Annotated in this window: 22 protein-coding genes; 8 read left to right on the top strand and 14 right to left on the bottom strand. The window is 72.1% G+C overall.

Annotation, left to right across the window (positions count from 1 at the left end):
* Positions 1-24 precede the first annotated feature (24 nt).
* From ACFY6S_RS16075 to ACFY6S_RS16060, 4 genes are all read right to left on the bottom strand, one after another.
* A complete protein-coding gene (locus ACFY6S_RS16075; protein ID WP_388816664.1) occupies positions 25-579 on the bottom strand; it encodes a DUF1203 domain-containing protein in 555 nt (184 codons plus the stop codon).
* 132 nt (positions 580-711) lie between these two features.
* Entirely contained in the window at positions 712-915 is a 204-nt protein-coding gene (locus ACFY6S_RS16070; RefSeq protein ID WP_388816661.1) for a hypothetical protein, read from the bottom strand.
* Positions 916-1,410: 495 nt separating this feature from the next.
* Entirely contained in the window at positions 1,411-1,608 is a 198-nt protein-coding gene (locus tag ACFY6S_RS16065; RefSeq protein ID WP_388816658.1) for a DUF397 domain-containing protein, read from the bottom strand.
* A gap of 9 nt (positions 1,609-1,617) precedes the next feature.
* Positions 1,618-2,472 (bottom strand): helix-turn-helix domain-containing protein, encoded by an 855-nt coding sequence (locus tag ACFY6S_RS16060; RefSeq protein WP_388816655.1) that lies wholly within the window; start codon positions 2,470-2,472, stop codon positions 1,618-1,620.
* 251 nt (positions 2,473-2,723) lie between these two features.
* On the opposite strand from ACFY6S_RS16060, the gene ACFY6S_RS16055 reads away from it, so the two are divergent.
* Complete coding sequence (locus ACFY6S_RS16055) at positions 2,724-3,230, top strand: ATP-binding protein (RefSeq protein WP_388816653.1); 507 nt, start codon at positions 2,724-2,726, stop codon at positions 3,228-3,230.
* A gap of 197 nt (positions 3,231-3,427) precedes the next feature.
* On the top strand, positions 3,428-3,862 hold the full coding sequence (locus ACFY6S_RS16050; protein ID WP_388818014.1) for a VOC family protein: 435 nt from the start codon (positions 3,428-3,430) through the stop codon (positions 3,860-3,862).
* Between the two features lie 132 nt (positions 3,863-3,994).
* Here ACFY6S_RS16050 and ACFY6S_RS16045 read toward each other — a convergent pair whose 3' ends face one another.
* The 3 genes from ACFY6S_RS16045 to ACFY6S_RS16035 all read right to left on the bottom strand — a co-directional run bounded on the left by ACFY6S_RS16045 (position 3,995) and on the right by ACFY6S_RS16035 (position 8,058).
* The gene (locus tag ACFY6S_RS16045) at positions 3,995-4,867 is read right to left on the bottom strand and encodes a hypothetical protein (RefSeq protein ID WP_388816650.1); all 873 of its coding nucleotides are present in this window, start codon (positions 4,865-4,867) and stop codon (positions 3,995-3,997) included.
* A 166-nt stretch (positions 4,868-5,033) separates the two neighbouring features.
* On the bottom strand, positions 5,034-7,010 hold the full coding sequence (gene murJ, locus ACFY6S_RS16040) for a murein biosynthesis integral membrane protein MurJ (protein ID WP_388816647.1): 1,977 nt from the start codon (positions 7,008-7,010) through the stop codon (positions 5,034-5,036).
* A gap of 190 nt (positions 7,011-7,200) precedes the next feature.
* Complete coding sequence (locus ACFY6S_RS16035; protein ID WP_388816644.1) at positions 7,201-8,058, bottom strand: LysR family transcriptional regulator; 858 nt, start codon at positions 8,056-8,058, stop codon at positions 7,201-7,203.
* Between the two features lie 203 nt (positions 8,059-8,261).
* Here ACFY6S_RS16035 and ACFY6S_RS16030 point away from each other — a divergent pair, with 203 nt between their 5' ends.
* On the top strand, positions 8,262-9,299 hold the full coding sequence (locus ACFY6S_RS16030) for a DMT family transporter (RefSeq protein ID WP_388818011.1): 1,038 nt from the start codon (positions 8,262-8,264) through the stop codon (positions 9,297-9,299).
* A gap of 25 nt (positions 9,300-9,324) precedes the next feature.
* Here the strand turns inward: ACFY6S_RS16030 and ACFY6S_RS16025 are convergent, their stop codons facing one another.
* Positions 9,325-10,425, bottom strand: a complete 1,101-nt coding sequence (locus ACFY6S_RS16025) for a citrate synthase 2 (protein ID WP_388816641.1) — start codon at positions 10,423-10,425, stop codon at positions 9,325-9,327.
* Between the two features lie 277 nt (positions 10,426-10,702).
* Here ACFY6S_RS16025 and pdxH point away from each other — a divergent pair, with 277 nt between their 5' ends.
* Complete coding sequence (gene pdxH, locus ACFY6S_RS16020; protein WP_388818008.1) at positions 10,703-11,341, top strand: pyridoxamine 5'-phosphate oxidase; 639 nt, start codon at positions 10,703-10,705, stop codon at positions 11,339-11,341.
* 466 nt (positions 11,342-11,807) lie between these two features.
* On the top strand, positions 11,808-13,286 hold the full coding sequence (locus ACFY6S_RS16015) for a PAS domain-containing protein (protein ID WP_388816638.1): 1,479 nt from the start codon (positions 11,808-11,810) through the stop codon (positions 13,284-13,286).
* Between the two features lie 90 nt (positions 13,287-13,376).
* On the opposite strand, the gene ACFY6S_RS16010 is transcribed toward ACFY6S_RS16015, so the two are convergent.
* The 3 genes from ACFY6S_RS16010 to ACFY6S_RS16000 all read right to left on the bottom strand — a co-directional run bounded on the left by ACFY6S_RS16010 (position 13,377) and on the right by ACFY6S_RS16000 (position 16,888).
* The gene (locus tag ACFY6S_RS16010) at positions 13,377-14,876 is read right to left on the bottom strand and encodes a SulP family inorganic anion transporter (RefSeq protein ID WP_388816635.1); all 1,500 of its coding nucleotides are present in this window, start codon (positions 14,874-14,876) and stop codon (positions 13,377-13,379) included.
* Between the two features lie 75 nt (positions 14,877-14,951).
* Positions 14,952-15,539, bottom strand: coding sequence for a carbonic anhydrase (locus tag ACFY6S_RS16005; protein WP_388816632.1), 588 nt, complete (start codon positions 15,537-15,539; stop codon positions 14,952-14,954).
* 593 nt (positions 15,540-16,132) lie between these two features.
* Entirely contained in the window at positions 16,133-16,888 is a 756-nt protein-coding gene (locus tag ACFY6S_RS16000) for an SIS domain-containing protein (protein ID WP_388816629.1), read from the bottom strand.
* A 195-nt stretch (positions 16,889-17,083) separates the two neighbouring features.
* Between ACFY6S_RS16000 and ACFY6S_RS15995 the strand changes: the two genes are divergently transcribed.
* Both ACFY6S_RS15995 and ACFY6S_RS15990 read left to right on the top strand, forming a co-directional pair.
* On the top strand, positions 17,084-17,776 hold the full coding sequence (locus tag ACFY6S_RS15995) for a metal-dependent transcriptional regulator (protein WP_388816627.1): 693 nt from the start codon (positions 17,084-17,086) through the stop codon (positions 17,774-17,776).
* A 522-nt stretch (positions 17,777-18,298) separates the two neighbouring features.
* Positions 18,299-19,210, top strand: a complete 912-nt coding sequence (locus ACFY6S_RS15990) for an alpha/beta fold hydrolase (RefSeq protein ID WP_388818005.1) — start codon at positions 18,299-18,301, stop codon at positions 19,208-19,210.
* 98 nt (positions 19,211-19,308) lie between these two features.
* Here the strand turns inward: ACFY6S_RS15990 and ACFY6S_RS15985 are convergent, their stop codons facing one another.
* The 3 genes from ACFY6S_RS15985 to ACFY6S_RS15975 all read right to left on the bottom strand — a co-directional run bounded on the left by ACFY6S_RS15985 (position 19,309) and on the right by ACFY6S_RS15975 (position 22,545).
* Entirely contained in the window at positions 19,309-20,955 is a 1,647-nt protein-coding gene (locus ACFY6S_RS15985; protein ID WP_388816624.1) for a transporter, read from the bottom strand.
* Entirely contained in the window at positions 20,952-21,746 is a 795-nt protein-coding gene (locus ACFY6S_RS15980; protein ID WP_388818002.1) for an ABC transporter ATP-binding protein, read from the bottom strand. The genes ACFY6S_RS15985 and ACFY6S_RS15980 overlap by 4 nt, the downstream gene beginning before the upstream one ends.
* A 145-nt stretch (positions 21,747-21,891) precedes the next feature.
* Entirely contained in the window at positions 21,892-22,545 is a 654-nt protein-coding gene (locus ACFY6S_RS15975; protein ID WP_388816621.1) for a bifunctional DNA primase/polymerase, read from the bottom strand.
* A gap of 342 nt (positions 22,546-22,887) precedes the next feature.
* Here ACFY6S_RS15975 and ACFY6S_RS15970 point away from each other — a divergent pair, with 342 nt between their 5' ends.
* Positions 22,888-24,270, top strand: coding sequence for a transcriptional regulator (locus tag ACFY6S_RS15970; RefSeq protein ID WP_388816618.1), 1,383 nt, complete (start codon positions 22,888-22,890; stop codon positions 24,268-24,270).
* Positions 24,271-24,302 lie beyond the last annotated feature (32 nt).

Genomic DNA, 24,302 nt, shown 5'->3' with positions numbered 1-24,302 from the left:
GGTTTCCGCCGGGCGGCGGGCCGTTCACGGGGTGACGGAAGCCGGACGGCGCACCTCGAAGTGGAAGCAGCCGTACTCCACGGCCCGCACATGCACCAGCGCCACATCCGGTTCCGCGAACGCCGCGCCGATGACCCGGTCGAAGCCGGCCGTACCGTCCTCGGGCGAGCCCTCGGGGATCTCGAACAGCCGCCCTCCGACGATGCGGCCCCCGGCGTCGTACCGACGTACGGTACGCAGCGCCCCCGGCCGCGCGAACGGATAGCCGGGCGCGGCGGCCGACGGTCCCTCGCAATCCCCGGCGTGGATGAACACCGGCCCCGACTCGTCGTACGCCCCCGGCTCCGCCCCGGCCCCCGCCGCCCACCGCCTCAGCGGTGCGTACGAGACGAGCGCGACCCGCTCACCGGGCTCGATGCCCCGCAGGCAGCAGCGGAGCGGACTGCCCACGCAGGCGAGCGGGACGCCGTCCTCGCGTGCGGTGTACGGGCGGACCGGCCGACCGGAGTCGTCGGTGACGCGCAGTTCCTTGAGGGCGGCGGCGGGGATGGGGAGCGGTAGATACGTGGTCCTGTTCACGGGACCAAGTCTTGGCGCCCGTACGCCCGGTGCGCTGGCGGAAATCGGACGTGGCGTTCGCGGCCCGCGTGAGCCGGGCCGCGCCTGGCCGGGCCGTGTCGTGCTCGGGCCGGGCCGTCCCGTCCCGTCGTGTCAGATTCCGCCCCTGCTGCTGCGTCTGTTGCGCTCGGCGACCCGAGAGCTGAGGTTCCGGGCGGGGGAGTCGGCGGCGGGGGAGCCGGAGGCCGAGGCGCCACCGCTACCGGTCGGGTCGTCCTTGGGGACGACGAGGGTGCCGTTCATCCCGAACGTGGCGATGAGCAGTGACAGATGCTGTCGCGCGGTCAGCCCGTTCACGCGGCCCACCGCCGCAGCCCGAGCCGTACGCGCACCAGCAGCTCGACGGTCGGCTCCCCGAAGCGGTGCGCGGGCGGCACCCAGGCGGGAAGCGTCCAGGTGGGCGGGCGGGGGTGGGTACGTTCGCGGTGCGGGACGGGCCCCTGGCCTCCGTCGCGGGTGGATCTGTTGCGGTCTGGGTTGCCATGGGTGTGGTGCCCTCTCCTCGACGCGTGATGCGGGGGAACAGGGTTGCCCCCTGCCTGCGCGCCGGCATGACGAGCGGCAGGCGCCGGGGGCAACCCTTCGCTCTCCCCAATGGGCCGCAGAACGGGGAGAGTTGCGCCGGTCAGGGCAGGAACCTGCCGAGGAACATGCCCGGACGACGACGCGTAGTGACCGTAGCGTCACGGGTAGCGGCAGTGCAAGTGTGTGCCGGTGCATTTATTGGGTGTTATATGACGAGGGCCCCTCACTGTCAGAGTGAGGGGCCCTCGCGTGCACAGACGGTCGGATTCAGTCGGTGAGGTGATCGAACTCGCCCGTTTTGACGCTTGCGATGAACGCGGCGAACTTAGTTCGGTTTGTGGTCGTGATGGTGTGTGGGTCGTCGCTCTCGCGCAGCAGGATGTTGTCGCTGTGCCCGGCGACCTCAACGCACTGTGCCCCTCCTTCGGAGAATGACGACTTCTGCCAGTTGATTTCTGTGCTCATGCCTCTGACTCACAGTTCTCGTGCGATGTGGTGGATGAAGCTGAGCGACTCAGCAGGCTCCAGGGATGCCTGCTCGGCAAAGCCGATCAGCGTTCGGTACTTCTCCAGCTCGGCTTCAGCGTCAAGGAAGCGTCCGTCGTAGCTGTTGTCAAGATGCACGGTATCCAACTGGGGGACGATGCCGTCCGCGTAAAGGACGGTTTGGGTGAGGTGGATGAAGTCCTCGTGGGCGAAGGGGATGACTCGAACAGTTATGCCGGGCAGCTCCGACGACTCCATGAGGTGCTCAAGCTGCGCTCGGGCAACCTGTCGGCCGCCGATCCGCATCCGGAGTGCGGCCTCATGCACGATGGCCTCAATTGCGGGAGGCGTCTCGCGATCGAGGATTCCCTTCCGCTGCATGCGATTGTCGATCCGGGACTGGACCTCGTTCGACGGCAGCTTCGGTACAACGCTCTCGAACACCGCCCGCGCGTAGTCCTCCGTCTGCAAGATGCCAGGGAAGGTCACTGGTTGCAGATAGCGCAGGCGTACCGCGTGGTGCTCCAGCTCGGCGATGTCCAGGAAGCCGGGAGCGAGAACCTTTCGATAGTCGTCCCACCAGAACTGCCCGCGTTGTTCTTCCGTGATTGCGCACAACGCTTCGATCAGCGCTGAGTCATCGCAGTCGTAGAAGACTGCCAGTTTTCGTACGCGCTCCGCGCTGATGCCAATCTTGCCGGCCTCGATGTTGCTGATCCTGGCCTGGTCCGTCTGGAACAGACCGGCCGCGTGCCGGGCCAACTTGCCCGAGCGGAGTCGCAGCTTCTTCAGTTCCGTACCGAGGCGTACCTGGCGGGCGGTCGGGTTGTCTCGTGCTGGCATGTCACCTTCCCCTGTCTGCGCTCAGTGTTGCGCGTAACGCTGTCACTGGTCCACCCTCTGTCACTAGATCGGGTTACATATATGGACCGGTGTATGTATTTACCCTAACCTCGTGGCAGCAAGGCGCCGCACGTCAGTAAGCCCGAAGTGCAGCCCGCCCCCGCCGCCCTGACCGGGCGCCAGGGAACGGCCATTGCCACGCATGGCGAGCGTCGCGTCAGTCCGGAACCGCTTCGCGTTGGGAGAACGACATGACCACCGTCAACGCCACCGCACACCCCGTACCGCCGCCTCCGCCACGCGCGGACACGTACCGGCTCGGACTGCCCAACACCGCCGCCGCCCCGAAAGTGGCGCGTGACTTCGTGAGTTCGCTGCTCGGCGTCAACCGGCACACCGCGCTGATCGCGGACGCCCGGCTGTGCGTCACCGAGGTCGTCACCAACGCGCATCGGCACACCGGGACGCCGCTCATCCGCGTGCACGTGACCGTGGACCGCAAGCGGGTCACCGTCTGCGTGGCGGACGACGAACCCTGGTCCCTGCCCATCGCCGTATCCGGTACAGGTACAGGTCCCGGTGCTGCTGCCGGTGGGGGCGGCCCCGAAGAAGGGGTGAGCGGGCGGGGGTTGCTGCTCGTGGCGAGCTTGGCGTGGGCGTGGCGCGCGGTGGTGCATGGGGGACACGGGGGACGCGTGCCCCGTCACAAGGTCGTCTGGTTCACCCTCACCAAGCCCACCCTCCTGGAGGCCGCATGACGCGCCCCGGGGCCGAGGGGCCGGTCTGGGACTTCATCGTGACGGCGATCTGCCTGGGCGCGCTCGCCGGAGCGCTGATCTTCACGCAGGCGCCGAAGCGGACGTCTCGGCCCCGGCGGGGAAGGGCGGTCGTACCGGCAACCGACCGTCCCGAAAAGGGGGATGAGTGGCAGAAGGCGCCTTGCTATGGTGCGCCGATGTCATCGATCAAGCAGTTCCAGGTCACCTTCGACTGTGCGGAACCTGAGCGCGTCGCCCGCTTCTGGTGCGAGGTGCTGGGGTACGTCGTACCCCCGCCGCCGGAGGGGTTCGCCTCGTGGGAGGAGTTCGACCGCGCGCTGCCGCCTGCGCAGCAGGGTTCGGCGTTCGCCTGTGTCGATCCCTCCGGTGTGGGTCCGCGCCTGTTCTTCCAGCGCGTTCCCGAGGGGAAGGTCGTCAAGAACCGGGTACATCTCGACGTGCGGGCCGGCACCGGGCTCGTGGGTGCGGAGCGCCTCGCCGCGCTCGAAGCCGAGTGCGCACGACTGGTCGCGCTCGGGGCGGTGTGCGTGCGGGTGATGCCTGCCGATGGAGTGAATGAGTCCTGCGTCGTCATGCAGGACGTCGAGGGTCACGAGTTCTGTCTCGACTGAGCACCCTCCGCGAGAGCGAAGTGGGTGGCGTCCGATGGGGCGTGGCTGGGGGGAGGCGTGCGCTGCCGGCCGTGACGGTCCGGCCGCACGGCCTCGGCCCCCGAGGGGGAAAGGGCGGTGGTGGCGCGTCGCTCAGAGGCCGTAGCGACTCTTCAGGTGGCGCCAGAAGTCGCGGTACATCCACTTGTCGAACTCGGTGATACGGGTCGCGCTGCCCGCCTGCATGAGGAAACCGCCGACACCGGTCGGGGTCCAGTCGTAGAAGTCGTCGAGCCCGTAGGTGTGGCCCATCTCGTGCTCAAGGATGTGGATGTCCTCCTGGCCACGCGCCCCGACCAGGTACTCGCTGCCGATGCGCTGCCCCCAGTCACCACCGGCACCGCCCTGGAAGCCCTTCGTCAGCCACAGCGACTGGTCGTAGTGGCGGGCGGCGCCTCCGGGGCACTTCGAGTAGTCGCCGTTCTGGTGGAAGAAGCGCCCGCAGTCGGGCGCGCACTGGGGCGCGCCGCCGCCGTCGAGCACGTTGGTGTAGATGTCGACCGAGTTGTCCGTCCACTGGAGCGTGGAGCGGTTCTTGACGGCCCAGCCGACGATGTCCACCGGGACCTCCGCGTACGGGAAGCCGTCGAAGCCCGCGACGCTGTCGATCCACTTCTTCGACTGGCGCTTGAGGGCGGTGTGGATCTCGTCGCGCAGCTGCGCGGTGACCGGCTGGTCGGATTCCCAGCGGACGCAGTAGCCGATGCGGCCCTTGTTGGCCATCAGCTGGTCCCAGCCGTAGTTCTTGAAGCCGTACAGGTCGGGATAGGTGGACTCGACGTGCCGCCACACCTGGTCCAGGGGCTGCGCCAGCGCGGCCGGCGGGTTCCACGGCTCGGCTGCGGCGGCAACTCCCCTCGCTGGAGCGGGAGTCGCCGCCGCGTGCGCGGGAGCGGTGAGACCGACGACCGGGAGGGCGCCGACGGCGAGCGATATCAGGGTCGTACGGAGCAAGCGGGCGAACATGCCGGCTCTGCCTTTCCTCGGGAGCGGTGGGGGCAGCGCCGGTCGGTACGAGGAGGTCGTGGCCGACCGGCGGTCCACACCCCTGTCGCCGCCGGGGACCGGAAGGTTGCCGTCCTCTTCTTCCTGGTTCTTCCTGGTGCCCCGCCGCCGCCCGGGTGGCTCCGCCTCAGCGGCCCACGCGCCCCCGGACCATGCCCAGCAGCGCGTTGAGCTCCGGCAGCCGCAGGAAGCGGGCGATGGTGAGGAAGGAGAGGAGCAGGACGGTCCCGCCGACCAGCAGGGCCGCCAGCGAGCCGAGCGCGCCGGAGCCCAGGAGGCGGGTCAGCCCGTACGCCGCGCCGCCGCCGGCCGCCGCCGCCGGGGTGGCGGCGACGATCAGCCGGACGTAGGTGCGCAGCACGCGCGCGCCGTCCAGCTCGCCGCCGAGCCGCTTGCGCAGCCGGCGCCAGGCGATGCCGACACCCACCGCGAAGGCCAGACCGTAGGAGGCGCCCATGCCGGCGACGGCCCAGCGCGCGGGGAGGAGCGCGAAGCACAGCCCGGAGGCGGTCGCGTTCACCAGGGCGACGACGACGGTGTTGTAGAAGGGGGTGCGGGTGTCCTCGTACGCGTAGAAGCCGCGCAGCACGACGTACTGCACCGAGTACGGGATGAGCCCCAGGCCGAAGGCCATCAGCACGTATCCGATGCCCCTGGCGCCCTCGGCGCCCGAACCCGCGTACAGCAGGGTGGCCATGGGCATGCCGAGCACCAGGAACGCGAAGGCGCAGGGCACGATGGCGACGGCCGAGGTCCGCAGCCCGTAGGAGAGGTCGGCGCGGACGGCGGCCATGTCGTTGTCCTGGGCCGCGCGGGAGATCCGGGGGAGCACGGCGGTCATCACCGACACCGTGATGATGGCCTGCGGCATCTGCCACAGCAGCAGCGCGTAGTTGTACGCGGTGATGCCGGAGCCGGTGAACCCGGCCCGTTCGGCGGCGGAGCCCGCCTTGGTGGCGAGCTGGGTGACGACGACCATGCCGACCTGGTTGACCAGCACGAACAGGAGCGACCACTTGGCCAGCCCCATGGCCTTGCCGAGGCCGTGGCCCCGGAAGTCGAAGCGGGGGCGCAGCCGGAATCCGGCGCCGCGCAGGTACGGCAGCATGGCCAGCGCCTGCACGGCGAGGCCGAGGAGGGTGCCGACACCGAGCAGCCGTACGCCCTCCGGGGTGATGTTCGAGGGAGTGACGCCGGAGCCGGTGAAGCCGCCGAACGCGTGGATGAAGCCGCCGAACGCGGCGATGATCACGATGTTGTTGAGGACCGGCGTCCACATCATGGCGCCGAACCGGCCCCGGGCGTTGAGGATCTGGCCGAGGACGACATGCGCGCCCATGAAGAAGAGGGTGGGCAGGCAGTACTGGGCGAAGGCGACGGTCACGGCCATGCGCCGGGGGTCCGAGGCGATGTCCGGGGACATCATCTGCACGAGGAGCGGCGCCGCCAGCACACAGAGCGCGGTGACGCCCGCGAGGCCGACCACGACCAGGGTGAGCAGCCGGTTGGCGTACGCCTCGCCGCCGTCGTCGTCCCGCTTCATGGCGCGGACGAGCTGGGGCACGAACACCGCGTTCAGCGCGCCGCCGCCGACCAGCACGTAGATCATGGTGGGCAGGACATTGGCCACCTGGTACGAGTCGTTGAGCGTGCCGACGCCGATCGCCGCCGCCATCACCAGGGTGCGCAGGAAGCCGGTGACGCGCGAGACGATGGTGCCCGCCGCCATCAGGGCGCTCGACTTGGCGAGGCTCGCCGTGCCGCCCGCCCCGCCCGCCGGCTTCGCCTGCTGCTGCTTCGCCTGCTGTGCCTTCTGCTGCGCCTGTTGCTGCCCCTGCTGTGCCTGCTTCTTCGGTTGCTGTGCCTGTTGCTGCGCTTGTGGCTGCCTCGGCTGCGGCACCTGCTGCGGCACCTGCTGCGGCTTCGGTCCGGGGAGGAGCGCCGCGTCCGGGGCCGAGAGGGGAGGTGTGGTGATCGGGCGGGGTGCGCGGTGCGGTGCGGCCTCCCCGTACCGCCGCTCGGGCGGGCGGAGTTGGACGGTGTCGTCCGTCAGATACCCGCCCGGCTGTTCCCGCGTTCCGCTCCGGCCGTCCGGCGCACTCATCTGCCTGCCCCACCTCGTCAGCCCCGGCCCGCCAGGGCCCGTCGTCGATCGACGGCACACTCTTTCACCCGGCCGCCCGGCTGCCCAACTCGGCCGCTGACGAGCGCGGTTGGTGCCGCGCGGCACCCGTCGGCCGCCTCGCTCCCGGTGGCGGCCCTGCGGGCGGCGCTCCCGGAGCCCCGCGACCGGTTCAGGAGCCCGAGGCCAACTCCCGTGCCAGAGCGATCAGATGGGGCAGCGCCGGGTGGGTGGTCTCGCGGCGCCAGGCCAGGCGGACGGGGAGCGGCGGGGCGTCGGTGAGCGGGCGGTAGGCGATGCCGGGGTGCGGGTGCACGGCGGCCGTGGAGGTGCCGGTGACGCCCACGCCCCGACCGGCGGCGATGGCGGTGAGCCAGTCGTCGGTGTTGGCGACGGTACGGGTGGTGAGCGGCCCCGCGTCCGGGGGCCACAGGGCGCGGGTGGTGGTGCCGGAGACCGTGTTGACCATGACCGGCCGGGACACCAGGTCCGCGAGGGTCAGTGTGTCGCGCGCGGCCAGCGGGTCGTCGGCCGGGATCGCCGCGACGCGGGCCTCCGCCAGCAGCTCCACCGCGACCAGCCCCGGCGTGTCCACCGGGCCGCGCAGCAGCGCCGCGTCGACCTCGCCCCGGCCGAGTCCCGCCGTGCGGTCGTCGACCCTGAGCAGCTCCAGCGGGGTTTCGGGGTGCTCGCGCTGCCAGCGGCGCAGCAGCGGCGTGGTGTACGGGCCGAAGGCCGACCACGCGTGCCCGAGCCGGAGCGGGCGGCGGCGCGGCGCGTTCGTGTCGAGGGCCGCGTCGAACGCGGCGACCGCCGCCGCCGCCCGGTCCCGGAAGGCGCGGCCCTCGGAGGTCAGCGCGAGGTGGTGGGTGGAGCGGTCCGCCAGTCGGACGCCGAGGTGTTTCTCCAGCCCGGCGAGGGTGCGCGAGACGGTCGGCTGGGTGAGGTGGAGCCGGGCCGCCGCGCCGGTGACGCTGGATTCCTCGGCGATGGCGAGGAAGCAGCGGAGGTGACGCAGCTCGATGCTCATACGTCCGGAGCATAACCGCACCACGATAGGTAATTCCCAGGTGCGGTGCGGGGGCCGTACCGTCCGTGGGGGAGCCCGCTCCCGTGGTGCAGTATGTTGAACTACTAGTACGGATTGATGTACTGACCCGCTCGTATGCGGTGTACCCGATGTGCCCGATGTATCCGATGTACCTGATGTACCCGATGTCTCCGAACGCACTGATGTATCCGAACGCACTGGAGGGTTCCACGGTGGAAGAGCCGAGCGCCGCAGCCGCCGCCGCTGTCTCGCTGCCCGAGGCGGCGGGCGGCACCGAGGGCGGCAGCGCCACCGGGGCCCGGGGCGGGCCCGGCGGGCCCGGCGGTTCCGAAGGGGACGGCGCCGCCCGGCGCTCGCTCGGGCCGGTCGCCCTCGTCGTCGCCGGAGGACTGTCCGTGCAGTTCGGGGCGGCCGTCGCCGTCCTGCTGATGCCGCGTGCCGGGGCCCTCGGAGTGGTCTCGCTGCGGCTCGCGCTCGCCGCCGTGGTCATGCTCGCCTTCTGCCGGCCCCGGCTGCGCGGCCACTCGCGCGCCGACTGGGGCACCGTCGTCGCCTTCGGCACCGCCATGGCGGCCATGAACTGCCTCTTCTACCAGGCGGTCGACCGGATTCCGCTGGGCGTGGCCGTCACCCTGGAGGTCCTCGGGCCGCTGGCGCTCTCGGTGATCGTCTCCCGCCGGCTGGTCAATCTCGTGTGGGCGGTGCTCGCGCTCGGCGGCGTGGTGCTGCTCGGCGGGGGCGGATTCGGCCGGCTCGACCCGGTGGGCGCGGCGTTCGCGCTCGCCGCCGGCGGCATGTGGGCCGCGTACATCATGTTCAGCGCGCGCACCGGGCGGCGCTTCCCGCAGGCCGACGGGCTGGCGCTGGCGATGGGGGTGGGCGCGGTGCTCGCGCTGCCGTTCGGCATCGTGGAGTCGGGGCCGAAGCTCGTGGTGCCCGCCACGCTCGGGCTGGGGCTCGCGGTGGCGCTGCTGTCCTCCGTACTCCCGTACACCCTCGAACTGCTCGCGCTGCGCCGGCTGCCCGCGCCCACCTTCGCGGTGCTGATGAGCCTGGAACCCGCCATCGCGGCGGGCGCCGGCTTCCTCGTACTGCACCAGGCGCTGTCCGCCACCGACGCGTTCGCGATCGCGCTGGTCATCGCGGCCAGCATGGGCGCGGTCCGTACGCAGACGACGCGGCGGGAGCGACGCGAGCGGCGGGCCGTCCGGAAGGCGTAGGCCCCCGCCCCACCCGGTCGGCCGCTCAGCCGACGATCTTGTCGAAGCCGGGGATCTCGCGGGGGTCACGTGTCCCCGGTCCCACATAACGGGCCGACGGACGCACGAGACGCCCCGTCCGCTTCTGCTCCAGGATGTGCGCCGACCAGCCGGCCGTACGGGCACAGGTGAACATCGACGTGAACATATGGGCCGGGACCTCGGCGAAGTCCAGCACGATCGCCGCCCAGAACTCCACGTTCGTCGCCAGGACCCGGTCCGGCCTGCGCGCGTGCAGCTCCTCCAGCGCCGCCTTCTCCAGCGCCTCCGCCACCTCGTAGCGCGGCGCCGCCAGCTCCCGCGCCGTACGCCGCAGCACCCGGGCGCGCGGGTCCTCCGCCCGGTAGACGCGGTGGCCGAAGCCCATCAGCCGCTCGCCCCTGTCCAGCGCCCGCTTGACGTACGCCGTCGCGTCGCCCGTGCGCTCGATCTCCTCGATCATGCCGAGGACGCGCGAGGGCGCCCCGCCGTGCAGCGGCCCGGACATCGCGCCCACCGCGCCCGAGAGCGCCGCCGCCACATCCGCGCCGGTGGAGGCGATGACGCGGGCGGTGAAGGTGGACGCGTTCATGCCGTGCTCGGCGGCCGACGTCCAGTACGCGTCCACGGCCTTCACATGGCGCGGGTCGGGCTCGCCGCGCCAGCGGATCATGAAGCGCTCCACGACGGAGTGCGCCCGGTCGATCTCCCGCTGCGGCACCATCGGCAGCCCCTGCCCCCGCGCCGACTGCGCCACGTACGACAGCGCCATCACGGCGGCCCGCGCCAGATTGTCGCGGGCCGTGCGCTCGTCGATGTCCAGCAGCGGCCGCAGCCCCCACACGGGCGCGAGCATCGCCAGCGCCGACTGCACGTCGACGCGGATGTCCCCGGAGTGCACCGGGATCGGGAACGGCTCGGCGGGCGGCAGCCCCGGGTCGAACGCCCCGTCGACCAGCAGCCCCCACACATGGCCGAAGGAGACCTGTCCGACCAGGTCCTCGATGTCGACGCCCCGGTAGCGGAGCGAGCCGCCCGCCTTGTCCGGTTCGGCGATCTCCGTCTCGAAGGCGACGACCCCTTCGAGGCCGGGTACGAAGTCGGACATCAGGTGGCTCCTCGTGTCGTGACGACTGCGGCGGGCTCGGGCGGAGGGGGGAACGATAGCCGCTGCCGTCCGGAGGGCACAGGGCCCGCCCCAGCAATTCCCGTACGATTCCGGCCACTTTCCCCGGCGCGCGGGGAGCGTGCCGACCGGCACACCACGGGCCGCGGCCGAAGGGGACCGGCACCACTCGGTGCGAGGGAAACCCGGCCTGCGGCAGGATGACACCGTGCCTCACGTCACCCCGGATGATCCCGCCGCTTCCCCCGACCCCTCCGCCATGCGCGAGCAGTACCGCTCCGTCCCGCTGCGGGAGGCCGACCTCGCCATCACTCCGATGGAGCAGTTCGCCCGCTGGTTCGCCTCCGCCGTCGCCCAGGGCTTCCCGGAGCCGAACGCGATGATCGTCTCCACGGCCACCCCCGAGGGCCGGCCGTCCTCACGCACCGTGCTGCTCAAGCGGTACGACGAGCGCGGCTTCGTCTTCTTCACGAACTACACCTCCCGCAAGGGCCGCGAGCTGACGGCCAACCCCCATGTCTCGCTGCTCTTTCCCTGGCACCCGCTGGCCCGGCAGGTCATCGTGACGGGTAAGGCGGTCAGGACCGGCCGCGACGAGACCGCCGCGTACTTCAGGACCCGCCCGCACGGCTCCCAGCTCGGCGCCTGGGCCAGCGACCAGTCCACCCCCGTCGAATCGCGCGAGGCGCTGCTGCGCCGCTACGAGGACCTCGAAGCCCGCTACCCGGAGGGCGAGCAGGTCCCGGTGCCGCCCCACTGGGGCGGCTACCGCGTCACCCCGGACACCGCCGAGTTCTGGCAGGGCCACGAGAACCGGCTGCACGACCGGCTGCGGTACGTGCGCGGCGAGGGCCCGCACGGGCGGCCGGGCTGGCGGTTGGAGCGGCTCTGCCCGTAGGGCCGCGGGGGCCGTGGAGACCGCGGGGCCCGTGGGGACCGCGGGGCCCGTCGGCCCATGACCGGACCGGCGGGACCGGCCGGACCGCACGCAGACGACCCGCGGACCATGGTCCCTCCGGAGAGGGAGCCGGCCGGACATACCGGCGGTCCGCGGGTCGGGTGACTGCTGGGATTTCGGCCTTCGACCGGCCGAGTACCGCTTGAGAGTACGACGGCGAGCCGTTAGCCCGCAGCCACCTCACTTGTCCGGACTGAATACATCTGCCGGATCACCTCCTTTCGGTGTGCGTGCCACGTTAGGCGCGGTCCGCGGGGGGCTCAAGCGAATTATCGAGTTTTGTTGAGCACACCGATTTCGGGGAACCTTATGTGTGCTGGGTCACGTTCGAGTTGAATGATGGTACGGACACCGGCCGCCCGTCGTGCGTCCGTACCGGCGAAGACGTCCCGCAGGGGGTGCCAGCATGAGTGCTTCTCGGAGCGAGACCACCAACGCTCCTGGACCGGACGAGCCGATACCCGGGAAGCCGGGCCCCGGCGACGACCCGGGCGACGGGCACGGGGGCCCGGACGGCCCCGGCTCCGACCTGCTCGCGGCGCTGCTCGACGGCATGGACGCGGCGCTCTGCGCGTTCGACGCGGGCGGGGTCATCACCCACTGGAACCGCGAGGCCGAGCGGATACTCGGCTGGAGCGCCGAGGAGGCCGTGGGACGGCACGGCTTCGCCGGCTGGGCCGCGCGCTCCGCCGACGCGGACGCGATACGGACGCGGCTGATGTCCGCGATGGACACACCCGGGCGCCAGGTCGACGAGTTCGCGCTGCTGCGCAAGGACGGCGGCCGGGTGCTCATCAGGACCCAGTCCAGCGGCATGCGCGGCGCCGGAGGCAAGCCCGCCGGGGTGTACAGCGCCTTCAGCGAGGTCCACGACCAGATCGACCTGGAGCGCTCCATCGCACTGAGCGAGGCCCTCTTCGAGGACGCGGCCTGGGGCGTCGTGCTGGTCGACGTCGATCTGCGGCCGACCGTCGTCAACGGGCACGCGGCGCGCTCGTTCGGCGCGGAGCGCACCGACGGCCCCGGCCGGGCCTCCGTACTCGGCCGGCCGCTGGGCGACCTGCTCGCCCAGGGCGTCGAGGAGTTGGAGGCGGCGCTCCACCATGTGCTCTCGGAAGGCGCGCCGAGCGCGCTCGCCGAGCTGTGGGTGACGGTCCGCACGCCGGGCGGCGAGCGGCGGCGCTGCTGGCGCTCGGGGTTCCTGCGGCTGGCGTCCCCGCTGGCGGAGGAGCCCGTGCCGCTGGGCGTGGGCTGGATGTTCCAGGACATCACCGAAGCGAAGCTCGCCGCGCAGGACGCGGACCGGCTGCGGTTCCGCTCCGGCCAGCTGCACCGGGCGGGCCGGGCGGCGGCCGAGTGCGAGGACCCGGCCGAGGCGGCGACGCTCTATCTGGACTTCGCGCTCGCGGGCTTCGCCGACCACGCGCTGGTCGACCTGGTCGCGGGCGCGCCGGGACCCGACGCGCCGGTACGGCTGATCCGCACGCTGGCGACACCGGCGGGCGGCGAGGCGGGGCCCAGCACGGCGGTGGAGACGGGCGGCATACCGGTGCGGTACGCGGCCACGCATCCGGCGCTCAAGGCCATGGACCGCACCGGCTCGGTCCGCGCGAGCGCCCCGGCAGGGGACGGTCCCGGGGCCGCGCCCGTGGCGGCCCCGGCGTGGGCGAGCGCGCGTCAGTGGCCGCCGGACGCGGTGCACGCGCTGTGCACGGTGCTGCGCTGCCGGGGCAGGTCGCTGGGGGTGGTGACCTTCCTCAGAGGCGCGAGCCGGCCGCCCTTCGAGCGGCCCGACGCGGTGTACGCGGAGGACGTGACGATCCGGGTGGCGGCGTGCCTCGATCTCGCCGCGCTGCTGCCTGGGGACGGGACCGGGCGGGACTGAGAGCGGCCCGGACGCGTACGGACGGCTCGGTGTGCGCCGAGCCGTCCGTACGTCTGTTGGTTTCCGTCGGTTCCCGTTGGCTTCCGTCGGTCAGGAGGCGGTCGTGCTCCGGCCGCTCTCCGCCACCGGCGGATTCATCCTGACCGGTTCCGTACCCCCGTCGTTGTGACGCAGCGCCCAGTTCTCCAGGGCGACGCGGCACGCGTGGTCGACATGGCGGAGACCGGACAGGTCCAGCTCGATCGGGCGGTCCTTCGGCAGCTCCTCCAGCTGCTCCATGGTCCGGGGCAGCCGCAGGAACGTCGCGTTCCCGGTGATCGTCACCACCAGGCGTCCGCCGGTGAGTTCGCGGACGTCGACGGTGAGGTGCGAGATCTCCCACGCGGTCTTGACCACCGCGAGCAGCAGCCCGAGGATCACGCCCTCGAACAGGTTGGTGACCAGGATCGCGATCGCGGTGACCGCCAGGATCACGGCCTCGCCCCGGTGTTCACGCCACAGCGGCGCCAACTCCTTCACCGGGATCAGCTTGCAGCCCGCGTGCACCAGGATGCCCGCGAGGGCGGCGAGCGGGATGACGCCGATCGCGGCGGGCAGCAGCGCGGCGAACAGCAGCAGCCACAGCCCGTGCAGGACGCGGGAGAGCGAAGTCCGAGCGCCCGCTTGGACGTTGGCGGCGCTGCGGACGATGACCGCGGTCATCGGCAGCGCGCCGAGCGCCCCGCAGATGGTGTTTCCGACGCCCTGGGCCATCAGCTCCTTGTTGTAGTCGGTGCGGGGGCCGTCGTGCATACGGTCGATGGCGGCGGCGCTGAACAGGCTCTCCGCCGAGGCGATCAGGGTGAAGGCGAGGACGGTGCCGATCACCGCGACCCCGCCCAGCTGCCCGAAGGCGCTCAGGCCCGGCGGGCTGATCGACTCCAGCAGCCCCCGCACCTCCACCTTGGCGACCGGCAGATCCAGCAGGAACACGACGCCGGTGGCGAGTCCCACGGCGGCCAGCGGTCCCGGCACCACCCGGAACCGGGCCGGGAGCCGGGGCCAGAGCACCAGCACGGCGATGGTGCCGGCGCCGATGAGGAACGCGGTCCCGGCCGCGCTGTCCGTGACGATGCCGACGAGCAGTTCGACCAGCCCGGCGACCTTGCCGAGCCCGCCGGACGGCTGCGCGGTGTCGGCCATCGCGTACACCTGGCCGAGGACGAGCACCAGGCCGATGCCCGCCAGCATGCCCTGTACGACGGCGACCGAGATGGCCCGGAACCAGCGGCCGAAACCGAAGGCGCCGAGGGCGAGTTGCAACAGTCCGGAGACGAGGACGATGGCGCCGAGGGTGGAGAGTCCGAACTCCTTGACCGCTTCGTATACGAGAACGGTCAGCCCGGCGGCCGGACCACTGACCTGGAGGGAGCTGCCGGGGAGGCAGCCGACGACGAGCCCGCCCACGATCCCGGTGACCAGACCGAGTTCGGCCGGGACTCCGGAGGCGACGGCCACCCCGACACAGAGGGGCAGGGCGACGAGGAAGACGACGAGGGACGCGAGGAAGTCGCGCCGAAGGACCGTGCGGTCCTTCAGGAGAGAGAGCATGACGGAGGCCGTCCTAGCTGTGTGGTCCGTGGACACGGACGGGAGAGACGGGGATCAGGCGCTGATGAGGTGGTCTCACAGCGGTCTGAACTCGCCTCCCAGCTCGGGCCGGTGGACGCTGACGGCGCCGGTGTCCACCTCGTAGTACCAGGCGTGCATGGTGAGCCGCCCCTCGGCGAGGCGCTCCCGTACGGCCGGGTAGCCGCGCAACGTGTCGAGCTGCGACGCCGCGTGGTGGCGCACCGCGTGGGCGAGGTCGTCGCCCGCCGGCAGGGACGGGTCGCAGTCGTCCAGCCAGCCGCGCACGGCGGGTACGCCGGACAGGTCCTCGCCGCGCACCAGGGCGCCCACGGCGCCGCAGTGAGAATGGCCGCACACGACCAGGTCACGGACTTGGAGCACGCGCAGGGCGTACTCGATGGTGGCGGCCTCGCCGCTGGGGCGCCGTTCGTCGTAGCGGGGGACGATATTGCCCGCCGTCCGCAGCTCGAACAGCTCGCCGGGGCGGGCGCCGGTGATGAGGGACGGAATGACGCGTGAGTCGGAGCAGGTGATGAACAGAACCTCGGGGGTCTGTCCCGCCGCGAGTTCGCGGAATTCCTCGGGGCGTTCCGCCACCTGTATGGGGAAGGAACGGGCGTTGTCGATGAGAGAGGACTTCATGATGGCCTGCCTCCTGCACTCCCGGTTTCGCCGGGACGCGGTGTGGTCGGGTCAGTGGGGGGTGTAACGGAGATGCGGGAAAAGCGGGAAAGGGAGAAACAGCCGAGAAGGCGGAGCCGAACGGGCATCGCGCGCTGCCGGGTCACGGCGGTCGCGGAAGGTCCGCTGGGCGTCGTCCGGGAGATCCGGGTCAGAGTGCGGTGGTGCCGCGTCTGCCGGTGAACTCGCGGTGCGCCACGGGTCTCACTGGTCGCCCTTTCCGTTTTCCGGGTCGTTCGGTAGCTCCGATGATGCAGCACCGCAGCTTCCGGCACTTTACCCGAACATTACCTTCAGGTGAAAGATCAAAATTTCGCCACGTGGCCCTTTGGTGACGCAAAGTACCGCACTGGGGGCGTGCAGACGTTCGAGGCCCGCGGGAGTTGTTCCCGCAGGCCCCGGCCGTGTATGGGAGTGGTGTGGGTTTCCGTCGTCCCGCTGGTGACTTCCGTTGCTTTGGTGACGACGGAGGCGGCCCGGCGGTGATGGCGCCGGGGAATCCGCGCGGTTCGCGGACGCCGCGCCGACGGCCGGTGGCCGGTCGGCGGGCGGGCTCAGTGCTGGTGGAAAATCCGGTCGCGGTACTCGTTCATCACGCGCCTGTTCCATTCGCGACCGCCGTCGACATTGCCCGACCGCAGCAATGGAGGCTCGATACCGCGTTCGGCGAGTTCGCCCGCGGCCGTCGCCATCATCGCCTGCATCAGCGCGCTGGTGACCACGGTGGACGCGGGGGCGAACGGCGCCTCGACGCCGGCGGTGGTCAACTCCGCGTCGCCCACGGCGATTCCGCTGTCGAGGACGATATCGCAGTGGTCCTTGAGGAAGGTCCCGGAGTGGTTGCGGGAGGTGGTCCGCTCCGCGTACGCGACGGAGGTCACCCCGATGACCTTCATCCCCAGCGCCCGCGCGCCGACCGCCATCTCGACGGGGAGCGTGTTGCGTCCCGAGAGCGAGATGATCACCAGGACGTCACCGGCCTCGGCCGGTGAGGAGTCGAGCACGGCGCCGGCCAGCCCGTCCACCCGCTCCAGCGCGGAGCCCAGCGTGGCCGGCCTGACGTCGACGCCCACCACGCCGGGCACGACCAGCAGGTTCATGACGGCGAAGCCGCCCGCGCGGTAGACGACGTCCTGGGCGGCGAGCGAGGAGTGCCCGGCGCCGAAGGCGAAGAGGCGGCCCCCGGCGGCGACGGTGTCGGCGATCGCCCGACCGGCGGCGGCGATGTTCGCGGACTGATCGTCCCGTACCCGCTGGAGCAGTTCGATCGCGGCGTCGAAGAACTGACCGGCCAGCTTGCTCTCGCTCATGTGAGGAGGCCCTTCCAGGGTGGGGAATGCCTGTGCCGCGGATCACGTTGAGGTCTGGACCATTACTCTGTCAATACGGCTACGCGACGCTTCCGTCGGCCGTGACGACCTCGGCATCTCCCGGCCCGGCACGGTTGTCGGTGGTATGCGTCAGAATTGGTTCAGGGCCAGCGCACGATTTATCGAGGGGCACATATGTCCGGACTGATCGACACCACGGAGATGTACCTCCGCACCATCCTCGAACTCGAAGAGGAAGGTGTGGTTCCGATGCGCGCCCGGATCGCGGAGCGGCTCGATCAGAGCGGCCCGACGGTCAGCCAGACCGTGGCCCGCATGGAGCGGGACGGACTGGTGCAGGTCGCGGGCGACCGGCATCTGGAGCTGACGGAGGAAGGGCGGCGGCTGGCGACGCGCGTCATGCGCAAGCACCGGCTCGCCGAATGCCTGCTGGTCGATGTCATCGGCCTGGAGTGGGAGCAGGTCCACGCCGAGGCGTGCCGCTGGGAGCATGTGATGAGCGAGGCGGTGGAGCGCCGGGTGCTGGAGCTGCTGCGCCACCCGACGGAGTCGCCGTACGGCAACCCGATCCCCGGCCTTGAGGAGCTGGGCGAGGAGACCGGGGCCGACCCGTTCCTCGACGCGGGCATGGTGAGCCTGGCCGAGCTGGACCCGGGCGCCGAGGGCAAGACGGTGGTGGTGCGGCGGATCGGCGAGCCGATCCAGACCGACGCCCAGCTGATGTACACGCTGCGGCGCGCGGGTGTGCAGCCCGGCTCCGTGGTGAGTGTGACGGAGTCGGCCGGCGGGGTGCTGGTGGGGAGCAGCGGCGAGGCCGCGGAGCTGGTGTCCGAGGTGGCGTCGCACGTCTTCGTGGCCAAGCGCTGACGCCCGGGTCTCCGGCGGCCTCGGGATAGGGGCGGGGCCTCGGCAGGGGCCGGGGGCGGCCGGCGCGGTCGCCGTCCGGAGGGCGCGGCCCTGTGGTGGCGGCTTCGGCTGCGGCGCCCGGTGGGCTTTCCGGCTTCCTCGCCCTTCCCGCGCTTCCCGCCCTTCCCGCCCTTCGTCGGCGGGCCCCCGTCGCCCGCACGCGCCGTACCCGCGGTGGTCCCGGGTCGGCTCCGGCGCCTCCCGGCACCGGAGCCCGTCCTCCCCGCGACGACCCGGAGCCCCGAGCTCCCGGGGTCGTCCCCTCGGACCGTCATCCCCGAGCGGCCCGCCTCCCCGAGAAGGTCTCCCCTGCGAGGCATCCGGCAATCCTGGCGCTGGGTCACTCGAACGAGCGGTGTGCGAGGCGATAAAGCCATTTTCGAATGGTAGTTCGATATGCTGCCCGTGGCTGGACGTAGCGGAACCGGAACCCGTTCGGGGTGCGGTTCCGACCACTCAGGACCGAAGGGGGCGCCGGTGCACATGGTGCAGCGCGTCGATGTAACCGGAGCGGACGGCGTACGGCTCGCTGCCTGGGAGTTCACGGACCCGTCCGAGCGGTGCGCGGACAAGCGGTGCGAGGAGGGCGGGGGGAGCGCGGAGACCGCCCGGGGCGCGGCTGCCGGGCGGGACGGGGTGCTTCTGCTGCACGGTCTGATGGGCCGCGCCTCGCACTGGGCCCCCACCGCCCGCTGGCTCTGCGGCCGGCACCGCGCGGTCGCGCTCGACCAGCGGGGCCACGGCCGCAGCGACAAGCCCGAGGGGGGCCCGTACACCCGCGAGGCGTACGTGGCGGACGCGGAGGCCGCGATCGAGCAGCTCGGGCTGGCGCCCGTGACGCTCATCGGCCACTCCATGGGCGCCCTCACTGCCTGGCAGCTCGCCGCCAAGCGACCCGACCTGGTCCGGGCCCTGATCATCAGCGACATGCGGGCGTCCGCGCCGGGAGCCGCGTCCCAGCGGGAGTGGAGCGAGTGGTTCCGCGCCTGGCCCGTTCCGTTCGCGACGCTCGCGGACGTACGGAAGTGGTTCGGCGAGGACGACCCCTGGGTGGAGCGCCCCACCCCCGCGCGCGGCGAGTACTTCGTCGAGGTCATGGCCGAGCGCGCGGACGGCTGGCGCCCGGTCTTCTCGCGCGGCCAGATGCTCACCGTCCGGGAGACCTGGGCCCACGAGGCGCACTGGGACGAGCTGGCGCAGGTGCGGTGCCCGACCCTGGTGGTCCGCGGCCTCGACGGCGAGCTGGGGCGCGCGGAGGCCCAGGAGATGGTCAGGGTCCTGCCCAGAGGTGAGTACGCGGAGGTGACGGACGCGGGCCACCTCGCCCACTACGACCGGCCGGACGCCTGGCGGGCGGCGATAGAGCCGTTCCTCGACGAGGTCGCGCGCTCCTGAGCGGTCGACGGGGCGTCGGCGGGCGGCAGCTGCCCGAGGAGACCGGGCGGGGCGGGGCGGCGGCCGGGCGGGGCGGGGCGGCGGCCGGGCGGAAGACCCTAGCCCTTGCTCACCGCCGTGAGGATCTCCGGCAGCCGCGCGGCCGTCTGGGGCGCCGCCAGCCGCAGACCGCCCGCCGCCGCCAGCGCTCCGTAGACCGCGCCGAGCGGCAGCAGCAGCCAGGACCAGTGCTCCGCGTCCGAGGCGTGGATCCACACGGTCAGCGCGACCACCGGAGCACAGATCAGCGCACCGCCCAGCATGCCGCCGAAGATGGAGATCCAGGCGAGTCCCGCCTGCCCGGGAGCGACGTTCTTGTACCCGCTGTCCTGCGGGATCGAGTACGGGAAGCGGGCCGAGGACACCGCGCCCGTCGCCAGCATCGCCCCCAGCAGCGCGAAGGAGAGCCCGAGCGCCTCCGGCAGCGCCCGCCAGTCACCCAGCAGCGCCGCCGTGGCCACGGTGACCAGCGCCGAGTACGGCAGTGTGATCAACAGCATCGCCAGCGCGCGGGCGCGCAGCTCCAGATAGGCGTCCCGCGTCGAGGAGATCGTCAGGGCCACCATCCAGAAGGCCGAGGTGTCCTGGCCGAACTGGTTGTACATCTGGATACCGAGCATGCCCGCCGCGAAGCACGCGAAGTAGATCGTCCCCGCGCCCTGAAGCGCGTTGAACAACGGCACGATCAACCCGATGGCCAGCGAAGTCACCCACGCCGCCTTCGTCTTCGGGTCGCGCCACACGTACCGCAGGGTGCGCCACATCGCCGCGCCCGTACGCCCGTCGGGCAGCAGCCGCGCCAGCCCCGTACCCGCCGACGACTCCTGACGGGCCGGCCCGGACGCCGCGATGGTGGAGCTGTCCGGAGCCGTCATCAGCTTCACCAGCGAGCGCTGCCACCAGTACAGCAGCCCGGCCAACGCGCCCACCGACAGCAGCAGTTGCGCCGCCGCCCGGCCGTACGCGCCCTCGCCCACCGAGCTGACCGCGCCGAACGCGGACGCGGGCGGCAGCCACCGTACGACCGCCGCCGCCGGGTCGAGCGCCGGGAGACCGCCCGCCTCGCTGAGGCGCTGGGCACCGAAGTTGACGACCTGGAAGCCCACCGCGACCACCAGACCGCTCAGTACGGCCAGATCCCGGCCCTTGCGCGAGGTCAGCAGCCGGACGTTGGCGGTCGCGACGGCCCGCGCGAGTGCCACGCACACCAGCAGCGTCAGCGGTACGGCGACGACCGAGACCGCGACCGCCGCCGCCCCCTGCGCGGTCGCCACCGCCGAACCGGCCACCAGACAGAGCGTGAACAGCGGGCCGACCCCGACCAGCGAGGACACCAGCAGCGCGCCGATCAGGGGGCGCGGGCGCAGCGGCAGCATCACCAGCCGGGTCGGGTCGAGCGTCTCGTCACCGCTCGGGAAGAACAGCGGCATCACCGCCCAGCCCAGGGCCAGTACGGCGGTCGCCAGCACGACCACCGTGCCCGCGTGATCGTTTCCGCGCAGCAGCACCAGACCGAGGAACAGCCCCGCAGCGAAAAGCAGCGCGAACACCGCACTGGTCACATAGGCGGCCGTGCGGCCCCCGGACTGCCGCAGCCCGTTGCGCAGCAGGGACAGCTTCAGCCGTACCAGGACGGACGTCAGCGAGGGGCCGCCCGCGCCGGCCGCCGGAGCGGCGGGCAGGACCGGGGCGCTCGTGGCGCTCATCGCGCGCCGCCCAGCCAGTCCAGACGCTCCCCGGAGTCGCGCCCCCGCGCGCCCACCAGCTCCAGGAAGGCGCTCTGGAGGGACGGCGCGTCACCCCGTACCTCGGCCAGCGTCCCCCGGGCCCTGATCCGGCCCCCCGCCATGACGGCGACCCAGTCGCACAGCGACTCCACCAGCTCCATGACATGACTGGAGAAGACCACGGTCGCGCCCGAGCCCGTGTACCGCTCCAGGACGCCCCTGATCGTCTGCGCCGAGACCGGGTCGACGCCCTCGAACGGCTCGTCCAGGAAGAGGACTTCGGGGTTGTGCAGCAGCGCCGCCGCCAGCCCGATCTTCTTCCGCATACCGGTCGAGTAGTCGACGACGAGTTTGTGCTGCGCCCCCGCCAGGTCCAGTACGTCCAGGAGCTGAGTGGCCCGCTTGTCGACCTCCGCACCGGGCAGCCCCCGCAGCCGCCCGGTGTAGCCGAGGAGCTCCCGCCCCGAGAGCCGCTCGAACAGCCGCAGCCCCTCCGGGAGCACCCCTATGCGCCCCTTGACCTCGACGGGATCGCTCCACACGTCGTGCCCCGCCACCTGGATACGGCCCTGGTCGGGCCGGAGCAGCCCGGTCACCATCGAGAGGGTGGTGGTCTTGCCCGCGCCGTTCGGACCGACCAGCCCGACGAACTGGCCCGCGGGCAGGTCGAGATCGATCCCGGCGACGGCGACCTGGTCGCCGAACCGCTTCCACAGACCCTCCACGCGCACGGCGGGCGCGGCGGGAGAGGCGGAAGCGGCGGGAGGGATGGGCGCGGTGGATGCGGTGGGCGCGGTGGGTGCCACCGCCGGATCTCGTTCCTGGTCCCGCGTCACGACGCCCGCCTTTCGGTCGCCCGTACGGACGGTCCGTACGGATGGTCCCGTCTGTCTACGGGACGACTGAAGGACCACCCTATGTACGACGTGCCCGTTCCGTGGAGCCCTCCTGCCCGCACGCGTAGGCCAGCGGGGCGATCAGCTCGGCGACGTCCGGCAGCCAGCGGTCGGCGGGCGTCGGCCTGCGGGCCCACTGCACCGCGCCACGGCCCACGCGGGTCGGCGGCGCCGCCACGTACTGCCCCTCACCGCGCACGACGAGGTCCATCGCCGACGGTGTCCAGCCCAGCTGCCGCACCAGCCGCTCCATCTCGCCCGCCGCGCCCGGCAGCACGAAGAACTGCATCCGGCGCCCCGGCGTGCGGGTCACGGGACCGAGCGTCAGCTTCAGCCGCTCCATCCTGGCCAGCGCGAGGAACCCGGCGGTCTCCGGCACCTCCAGCACGTCGAAGGAGCGCCCCGTGGGCAGCAGGACCGAGGCGCGCGGGCGCTCCGTCCACATCGCGCGCACGGAGACCGCGCTGCCCGTGGCCAGCGCGGCCCAGTCGGGGCCCGCCGCGTGCGCCCCCGGCGCGGCGCAGGCCGGCAGCCCGCACGAGCACCACTCACCGCCGCCCGCCGACTCCAGCCAGGTGCCGGGAAACACGTCCCAGCGCCGCTCCTGCGCGTACCGCAGCGCGCTGTCCAGCAGCAGCGTGCCCCGCTGCTCGGGGATCGCTACGGCGTCCATGACTCCGATGGTCTCTTCCACGCACAGCACAACTCCCGCCGACATCACGGGTTACGGGCGCGGAGGCGGCGCACCGCGCCGCATCGATTCCGCACACGGGGCGCATAGAGGCAAGCACGGGGGCGCTCGGGAAGGAGTGGAGCGGTACGCGGGTAACCACCCCCGGGGGTCGGACACCATGTGACGGTCGGTCCAAGCGGAGCGCAAGACCGACCGGCCGTGTTTTAGTGAAGTTTCAGGAAAGTCGTCGAATTTTTCCGTTATTACCGAACATCTGCATCCTTCGCGTACTTGCCGGGCAGTGTCGTTGAGTCGATCACTGCGGCCACAGGGGGTATCCAATTGGCAGCCAGGCCACTCGTCGCCCGTCAGCCCAACGAACGGCTTCAGGCGCTCATCCAGGAAGCCGGGTGCTCCAACGCCGGGCTCGCCCGGCGCGTCAACATGGTGGGAGCGGAGCGCGGGTTGGATCTGCGCTACGACAAGACCTCCGTCGCGCGCTGGTTGCGCGGACAGCAGCCCAGGGGCCGCGCCCCGGGAGTCATCGCCGAGGCGCTCGGGCGGAAGCTCGGCCGTACGGTCACGATCGACGAGATCGGCATGGCCAACGGGAAGAACCTCGCCTCGGGCATCGGCCTCCAGTTCTCGCCGACCGTGATGGGCGCCATCGAGCAGGTCTGCGAGCTGTGGCGCAGCGATGTGGGCCGGCGTGACTTCCTCTCCGGCTCGGCCGTGGCGTCCTCGGCGCTGGTCGAGCCCAGCAGGGACTGGCTGATCACCGGCGCCGACGCGACCGTCGCACGCAACACCGGGGCACGGGTGGGCGATTCGGACGTCGAGGCGGTACGGGCCATGACCCGGGCCCTGATCGGACTCGACCACCGCTTCGGCAGCGGCCACGTCCGGCCGGTCGTCGTCCACTATCTGAACAGCGTGGTGGCGGGCCTCCTTTCCGGCTCGTACCGCGAGCCGGTCGGCCGCCGTCTCTTCGCCGCCGTCTCCCGCCTCACCGAGCTGGCCGGGTACATGGCGGTCGACACCGGGCAGCCCGGACTCGCCCAGCGCTACTACATCCAGGCGCTGCGACTCGCCCAGGCCGCCGGGGACCGGGGGTACGGGGGGTATGTGCTGGCCGCGTCGATGAGCCATCTCGCGGCGCAGCTCGGCAATCCGCGCGAGATCGCCCAGTTGGCGCGCGCCGCGCAGGAGGGCGCGCGCGGGCAGGTCACGCCCCGCGCGCAGGCCATGTTCCACGCGGCCGAGGCCCGGGGGCACGCGCTGATGGGGGACGCCCACACCTGCGAGACGGCCGCGGGCCGGGCGGTCACCGCCCTGGAGCACGCGGGCGAGGGCTCGGGCGACGACCCCGACTGGATCGCCCACTTCGACCACGCCTATCTCGCCGACGAACTGGCGCACTGCTACCGCGATCTGGGCCGCCCGGAGGTCTCGGCCCGCCACGCCGGGGAAGCGCTGGAGGGTCACCCGGAGGGCCGCGCCAGGCGGCGCGCCATCGGTCTGGTCCTGCTGGCCACCGCGCAGCTCCAGCAGCGCGAGGTGGAGCAGGCGTGCCGGACGGGGACGCGCGCGGTCGAACTGCTCGGGTCGCTGCGTTCGAGCCGGGGCGCGGAGTATCTCGACGACTTCCAGCAGCGGCTGGAGCCGTACGGGGAGGAGCCGGTGGTGCGTGAGTTCGGGGCGCGGCTGGAGATCCAGGCGGCGTGAGCGCGGGGTGAGCGCGCCGTGAGGCGCGGTGC

This window comes from Streptomyces sp. NPDC012835, assembly GCF_042900885.1.
Lineage (GTDB): Bacteria > Actinomycetota > Actinomycetes > Streptomycetales > Streptomycetaceae > Streptomyces.
Note: the sequence above shows the minus strand (reverse complement) of the source record. Positions and strands in the feature narration are given on the sequence as shown.

What these genes read in the sequence shown, in the direction of transcription:
- ACFY6S_RS16005 (WP_388816632.1), bottom strand. Translation starts at nt 15,539, where the DNA reads ATGAAGTCCTCTCTCATCGACAACGCCCGTTCCTTCCCCATACAGGTG.
- ACFY6S_RS16015 (WP_388816638.1), top strand. Translation starts at nt 11,808, where the DNA reads ATGAGTGCTTCTCGGAGCGAGACCACCAACGCTCCTGGACCGGACGAG.
- ACFY6S_RS16025 (WP_388816641.1), bottom strand. Translation starts at nt 10,425, where the DNA reads ATGTCCGACTTCGTACCCGGCCTCGAAGGGGTCGTCGCCTTCGAGACG.
- ACFY6S_RS16055 (WP_388816653.1), top strand. Translation starts at nt 2,724, where the DNA reads ATGACCACCGTCAACGCCACCGCACACCCCGTACCGCCGCCTCCGCCA.
- ACFY6S_RS15990 (WP_388818005.1), top strand. Translation starts at nt 18,299, where the DNA reads ATGGTGCAGCGCGTCGATGTAACCGGAGCGGACGGCGTACGGCTCGCT.
- ACFY6S_RS15995 (WP_388816627.1), top strand. Translation starts at nt 17,084, where the DNA reads ATGTCCGGACTGATCGACACCACGGAGATGTACCTCCGCACCATCCTC.
- ACFY6S_RS15975 (WP_388816621.1), bottom strand. Translation starts at nt 22,545, where the DNA reads ATGGACGCCGTAGCGATCCCCGAGCAGCGGGGCACGCTGCTGCTGGAC.
- ACFY6S_RS16035 (WP_388816644.1), bottom strand. Translation starts at nt 8,058, where the DNA reads ATGAGCATCGAGCTGCGTCACCTCCGCTGCTTCCTCGCCATCGCCGAG.
- ACFY6S_RS16065 (WP_388816658.1), bottom strand. Translation starts at nt 1,608, where the DNA reads ATGAGCACAGAAATCAACTGGCAGAAGTCGTCATTCTCCGAAGGAGGG.
- ACFY6S_RS16060 (WP_388816655.1), bottom strand. Translation starts at nt 2,472, where the DNA reads ATGCCAGCACGAGACAACCCGACCGCCCGCCAGGTACGCCTCGGTACG.
- ACFY6S_RS16050 (WP_388818014.1), top strand. Translation starts at nt 3,428, where the DNA reads ATGTCATCGATCAAGCAGTTCCAGGTCACCTTCGACTGTGCGGAACCT.
- ACFY6S_RS16045 (WP_388816650.1), bottom strand. Translation starts at nt 4,867, where the DNA reads ATGTTCGCCCGCTTGCTCCGTACGACCCTGATATCGCTCGCCGTCGGC.
- ACFY6S_RS15985 (WP_388816624.1), bottom strand. Translation starts at nt 20,955, where the DNA reads ATGAGCGCCACGAGCGCCCCGGTCCTGCCCGCCGCTCCGGCGGCCGGC.
- ACFY6S_RS16010 (WP_388816635.1), bottom strand. Translation starts at nt 14,876, where the DNA reads ATGCTCTCTCTCCTGAAGGACCGCACGGTCCTTCGGCGCGACTTCCTC.
- ACFY6S_RS16030 (WP_388818011.1), top strand. Translation starts at nt 8,262, where the DNA reads ATGTATCCGAACGCACTGGAGGGTTCCACGGTGGAAGAGCCGAGCGCC.
- ACFY6S_RS16000 (WP_388816629.1), bottom strand. Translation starts at nt 16,888, where the DNA reads ATGAGCGAGAGCAAGCTGGCCGGTCAGTTCTTCGACGCCGCGATCGAA.
- murJ (WP_388816647.1), bottom strand. Translation starts at nt 7,010, where the DNA reads ATGAGTGCGCCGGACGGCCGGAGCGGAACGCGGGAACAGCCGGGCGGG.
- pdxH (WP_388818008.1), top strand. Translation starts at nt 10,703, where the DNA reads ATGCGCGAGCAGTACCGCTCCGTCCCGCTGCGGGAGGCCGACCTCGCC.